This window comes from Rhodococcus sp. NPDC054953 (assembly GCF_053609225.1).
The window spans coordinates 116,413-122,280 of record NZ_JBSGXD010000013.1 but is presented as its reverse complement, the minus strand read 5'-3'; the positions used below and the strand labels follow the sequence as shown (position 1 = coordinate 122,280).

Genomic DNA, 5,868 nt, shown 5'->3' with positions numbered 1-5,868 from the left:
TCACCGCCCCGACCAGGTTCACCCCGAGGTAGCCGCCGACGGCGAGCACCATCCCGGCGGTTGCGGCGCCGACCGCGCCCGCGGCGCCCATCACCGCGTCGGACACGCCCTGGACCAGGACGGCACGCTCCGGCGGCACGCTCTCGGCCACGAACGTCGACGCGGACACGGTGGCCGCCGACCAGCCGAGCCCGAGCAGCACCAGCCCGACCGTCACCCAGGTGCGGCCGTCGGCGCCGACCCCGGCGCAGAGCACGGCCGCCGCCAGCAGCACCTGGGCAAGCAGCATGGTCCGCAACCGGCCGAACCGGTCGGTCAACCACCCCATCACCGGGGAGAGCGCGTACATCCCGGCGATGTGCAGCGAGATCACGAAGCCGATGACGGCGAGCGTGTCCGCCGACGAATGCTGCGCCCCCGCCGCGTGATCGAGTTCCCGCAGCTGCACCGGGGTCATCGACATGACCGCCACCATCACCACGTGCGCGGCGACCAGGGTGACGATGCCCAGCGTCGCGGGCCAGGACCGGGCCGCGGTGCGCAGCCCGTCGACCAGCGACGGCCGCGACGCTCCGGCGCTGACCCCGCCCACCGCCCGCGCGGTGAGCAGCGGGTCGGGTCGCAACCCCACCGCGAGCACGGCGACACCGATCAGCATGCCCGCGAGGGAGAATAGGAACGGCCCCGACATCTCGGGCAGGCCGAGGAACTCACCGAGCGCCGCCCCGGGGCGGATCAGGTTCGGTCCCGCCACCGCACCGATGGTGATCGCCCACACCACGATCGACAGGTCCCGGCCGCGGTGGGCGGGTGTCGCGAGATCGGTGGCGGCGAACCGGGACTGCAGGTTCGCCGCGTTGCCGACCCCGAGCAGCGCGCCGCCGAGCAGCAGCACCGCGAACGACCCGAGCACCGGGGCGAGGATCATCGCGACCGCCCCCACCGCGGCGAGCCCGAGCCCGGACATCAACGCGGTGCGCCTGCCGCGCCGCATCGCCAGTCCGGCCAGCGGCAGGGCGGCGAGGGACGCGGCCACCGACAACGCCGTCGTCACCGCGCCCGCGTACGCGTCGCTGCCGGTCAACTCCACCGCCATCAGCGAACCGATCGCCAACGCGGCACCGTTGCCGATACCGCTGCACAGTTGCGCCAACGACAGCGTGAGCACGATGCGCCGTTGGGTCGGTCGGAGGTCGGGGGTCGTCGCGGTCACGGAGTCGAGGCTAGCCGCGGTCGCCGGGTCAGCCGGGCAGCGGGATGACCACGCCGGGCAGGATTTCCACCGACCGCGGCAGCGGGGGAGCGACGGGGGCGGGGGGCGCGGGCACGTCGATCTGCAGCGGCGCCGGCGACGCGGGCTGCGGCACCTGCTGCGGCGCAGGCACATCCGCGACCGGCACCCGGACCGGCGCCTGACCAGTCGCCGCGCGCCCGCCCGCCGCCGATGTCGCTGCGGTCGCGGCCGTCGATCCCGACGAGGCGGGCACCCCGGCCTGCCCGTCGATCGGTTTCGGCCACGGGAACGCCTCCCAGTCGGTGCCGTCGAGGGCGCCGTCCATCGTCGACTTCCAGATGTCGGCGGGCAGCCCGGCGCCGTACACCGAGCCACCCCACCGGGTCACGATCGGCTGCGACTGCTCGGTGCCCACCCACACGGCCGTGGACAGTGACGGCGTGTACCCGACCATCCAGGCGTCCTTGTTCATTCCGGTGTCCCCGAGCTGCGCGGTCCCGGTCTTCGACGCCGACGGCCGCCCACCCGCAAGCGCGTGCCCCCGCGAGTACGACGCGATCGGCATCATCGCCTGGGTCACGTTGTCCGCGACGGGCGCCGGGATCCGCTGCTGCCCCGGATCCGGTGCCCGGTCCAGCAGGACGCGACCCTCCGCGGTGACGACGTGCTGCACGAAGAACGGCGCCCGATACATCCCGGACGACGCGAGCGTCGCGTACGCGGACGCCATGTCGATCACCCGGGTCTGGTACTGGCCCAAGACGATTCCGTTCTCCGGCGGCCCGCCGTCCTCACTGAGCGTGGTGCCGACGACGCCGGGGATCTCCCGCGGAATGCCCGCGGCGTGCGCGATGTCGGCGATCTTCTGCGGCCCGCCGTCCAGCGACAGCGTCATCCGGTAGAAGCTGGTGTTCAGCGACCTCTTCAGTGCCTCCGCGATCGTGCACCGGCCACAGGACTCGCCCTCCACATTGCCGATCTCGACGTTGCCGACGGTCAGCGGTGCCGAGTCGAACGGGGTCTGCAGCCCCCGGCCCTCGTCGAGCAGGGCGGCGAGGCCGAACACCTTGAACGCCGACCCGGTCTGCAGTGGCGCCTGCGCGAAGTCGAACCCGGCGCCGTCCGCCCCACCGTAGTAGGCCCGCACCGCACCGGATCTCGGGTCGATCGACACGACCGCGGTCCGCAGCTCCGGCGGCTCCCCGTCGAGCGTCTCGGCGACGGCGTCGACCGCGGCGGCCTGCGCCGCCGGGTCGATGGTGGTGGTGATCCGCAGACCCTCGGTATTCAGCTCCCGCTCACTGATTCCGGACGCCGCCAGTTCCGCGAGAACGCGGGCCCGGATCAGCCCCTCCGGCCCGCGTGCGGCGCCCGCGTCGTCGAGCTGCGCCAACGGTGCGACGGCAGGGAACTGCTGCGCCTTCCGGTCCGCGGGGGACAGCACCCCCATGTCCACCATGCCGTCGAGGACGTACTGCCACCTCGACTGCGCGGCAGCGGAATTGGTCTCCGGATCCAGCGACGACGGGCTGCGGATCACGGACGCGAGCACCGCGCCCTCGGACACCGTCAGCTCGCCGACCGGTTTCCCGAAAAACGCCTTCGACGCGGCGGCGATCCCGTATGCGCCGCGGCCGAAGTAGATGGTGTTGAGATAGGCGGCGAGGATGTCGTCCTTCGACCACTGTCGCGCCATCTTCGATGCGATCACCAACTCGCGCATCTTGCGGACCACGTTGCGGTCGGCGCCGACCAGGGTGTTCTTCACGTACTGCTGGGTGATCGTGGAGCCGCCGCCCGCGCTGTCCTTGCCGAGCACATTGTCCCGCGCGGCGCGGACGAAGCCGCTGATCGAGAAGCCCGGATTGGTGTAGAAGTTGCGGTCCTCCGCCGAGAGGATCGCCATCCGCACGTGCTCGGGTATCGCGTCGATCGCGACCTCGGTGCGGTTGCCCTCCGGGGGGACGATCGTGGTGATCGGGGAGCCGTCGGCGGCGACGATGGTGGACACCTGGTTGGTCCGCATGTCCGACGGCCGCGGCACCACCGCCCTCGAGTAGCCGATCGCGAACGCCACCACCGGCGCCACGATCAGCAGCACCACCAGGGTCAGCGCCACCCACAGCAGCCTGCGCCGCCCGCGCGGCGGGCCCGCCTCAGCACCGCCGTCGCCGTCGTCCGGGGGCGTCGTCGATTCCGGGGTGGCTCCAGGCGATGGACTCACACGTATGCTCCCGTGGGCTCGGCCGGCAGACGGGCAGCAAACAATCCGTCCTCGGGCATCGTGGCATCACCCGGCGCCGAGGTCCATCACCGCGAGACCACCCCGCGTGTTGCCTCGGCGTCAGCGGGTGCGGCGCCAGGTCCGGACGGCGACGCCGAGCGCGGCGACGCAGCCGAGCAGCACGAGTGAGGGCACCGCCCCGGCATCGCCGCGGACGATGCCCGCCGCCGCCGCGAGGAACGCCATCGCCGTGAAGAAGCCGAGCACCCCGATCAGCATCTCCAGTTGCTGCCGCCGCCGCGCCAGCTGTCTGGCCTCGGTCACGACTTCACGCCGCCCGCGGTCAGGCCGGAGACGATGCGGCGCTGGAAGATCAGCACCATGATGACCAGCGGGATCGTCACCAGGGTGCCCGCCGCCATGATCGCCGCGTACGGCTGACTGAACGCGTCCGGGCCCTCGAATCGGGCGATCGCGACGGTCACCGGTTCGGTGCTGTCGTTGGACAGCAGGCTCGCGAGGAGGAACTCGTTCCACGTCGCGATGAACGCGAGGATCGCGGTGGTGAACAGGGCAGGCGCCGCGAGCGGCAGGATCACCAGCCGGAACGCCTGCCCGCGGGATGCCCCGTCGATCCGCGCGGCCTCCTCCAACTCCCACGGCAGGTCGGACAGGAACGAGGTGAGCGTGTACACGGTCAGCGGCAGCACGAACGAGATGTTCGGCACGATCAGCGCCTGATACTGCCCGATCCACCCGATGTCGCTGAACAGCTGGAACAGCGGTGTCACCAGCGCGACAGTGGGGAACATCGACGCGGCGAGAATGATCCCGGTGACCACGTACTTGCCGCGGAACTGGATGCGCGCCAATGCGTATGCGGTGAACACGCCGAGCAGCAGGGCGACCGCCGTGGTCACCGCGCTGATGATCATGCTGTTGCCGATGGCCGCGAGGAAGTCGTTGCCCTTGTCGGTGGCGAGCGCGTCCCGGAAGTTGTCCAGCGTCAGGTGCGTCGGCCACGGGGTGGTGTCGAAGGTGAACGCGCTGTCCCGGAATGCGGTGACAACCATCCAGTAGAACGGGGCGAGACCCCACACCAGGATGACGATCACCCCGACGTAGTTGCGGACGGCGGGCCCCAGCGGCCTGCGCCTGCGCACCGCGGCTGCGGTCTCCGGGACCTCGAGGTCCGGCTCCTCCAGCACGGCGATGGCGGGAATCACCGTCGTCTCCATCGAATAGTTCGGGACCTCGTCGGTGAACCGTTCGTACGGGGCGGACGGGCCACGCTCGGTGACTCCGGCCGCGTCACCGTCCGGGACGTTGTGCCGGCCCATCAGTGATCACCGCCCTTGCGCTGCTCGTCCTGCGTGCGCACCGCGTTGGCGCCGAGGAACTTCACCATGACGAACGCCACCGCGAAGATGCCGAGGAAGATCAGCGTCGACAGCGCGGACGCGCTCTGATAGTTGTTCTGCCGAATGTCCGCGACGGTGAGGATCGCGACGGTCGAGATCGGGGTGGAGCCGGAGGTGCCGCCGAGGATCGCGGGGAGATCGTAGATCCGCAGCACGTCAAGGGTGCGGAACAGGATCGCGACCATCAGCGCCGGCTTGACCAGGGGCAGCGTGATCTGGGTGAACCGCTGCCACGCGGAGGCCCCGTCCACCCGGGCCGCCTCGTAGACGTCCTGCGGGATCATCTGCAGGCCGGCGAGGATCAGCAACGCCATGAACGGCGTCGTCTTCCACACGTCGGCGATGATCACCGCGAACCGGGACGCCCACGGATCGGTGGTCCAGGCGATGTCGGTGCCGAGCAGGCGGTTCGCGATGCCGTTCTCGGCGAAGATGAAGAACCACAGCTTGGCGGTGACCGCGGTCGGGATGGCCCACGGGATCAGCACACTCGCCCGCAGGAAGGATCGGCCGACGAAGCTGCGGCTCATGACCGTGGCCATCCACAGCCCGAGCACGGTGGAGATGCCGACGATCGCGACGGTGAACAGCGCCGTGACCCCGACCGCGGGCCAGAAGTCGGCGCCGAGGGTGCCTGGCGGGCAGGTGCCGCGGCCCTCGCCGCAGTTGCCGGTGAGCCACAGCAGGTAGTTGTCGAGCCCGGCGAAGCCGCCCTGCACGAACCGTCCGGTGTCCGGGTCGACGCCGGGATTGCGTTGGAACGACAGGATCAGCGCCTTGACCACCGGGTACACGATGACGATCGCGAGGATCACCATCGTGGGGGCGATCAGGTACATCGGCCGCCAGTCGCGGCGGCGTTTCGGGGGCTCCGGGGCGGGCGGGGCGCAGGGGAAACAAGGACACCCCCCCACTGACCCCCCCCCCCCCCCTTGTGTCGCGCTCTGCCCACCCAACCCCCCCACGCCCCCCCCCCCCCCCCCGCCCCC

General features: G+C 71.2%; 5 protein-coding genes. All 5 read right to left on the bottom strand.

Annotated elements, in window-relative coordinates; translation table 11 throughout:
* Positions 1 to 1,213 (bottom strand): MFS transporter (locus tag ACWF62_RS11550; protein ID WP_452630118.1); only part of this gene is annotated, 1,213 nt, incomplete at its 3' end.
* A gap of 28 nt (positions 1,214 to 1,241) precedes the next feature.
* The gene (locus ACWF62_RS11545) at positions 1,242 to 3,464 is read right to left on the bottom strand and encodes a transglycosylase domain-containing protein (protein ID WP_378508721.1); all 2,223 of its coding nucleotides are present in this window, start codon (positions 3,462 to 3,464) and stop codon (positions 1,242 to 1,244) included.
* Positions 3,465 to 3,578: 114 nt separating this feature from the next.
* Positions 3,579 to 3,782, bottom strand: coding sequence for a hypothetical protein (locus ACWF62_RS11540; RefSeq protein WP_452630117.1), 204 nt, complete (start codon positions 3,780 to 3,782; stop codon positions 3,579 to 3,581).
* Positions 3,779 to 4,696 carry a carbohydrate ABC transporter permease gene (locus ACWF62_RS11535; protein WP_378508722.1) on the bottom strand — a complete coding sequence of 306 codons (918 nt, stop codon included), beginning with the start codon at positions 4,694 to 4,696 and terminating at the stop codon, positions 3,779 to 3,781. Before ACWF62_RS11535 ends, ACWF62_RS11540 begins: the two co-directional genes overlap by 4 nt.
* A 101-nt stretch (positions 4,697 to 4,797) precedes the next feature.
* Positions 4,798 to 5,793: a carbohydrate ABC transporter permease gene (locus ACWF62_RS11530; RefSeq protein ID WP_452630116.1), complete on the bottom strand. Its 996-nt coding sequence runs from the start codon at positions 5,791 to 5,793 to the stop codon at positions 4,798 to 4,800.
* Between the last annotated feature and the right edge of the window lie 75 nt (positions 5,794 to 5,868).

Bases quoted from the DNA above. Each gene is read 5' to 3' on its own strand.
- ACWF62_RS11535 (WP_378508722.1), bottom strand. From the start codon at position 4,696: ATGGAGACGACGGTGATTCCCGCCATCGCCGTGCTGGAGGAGCCGGAC.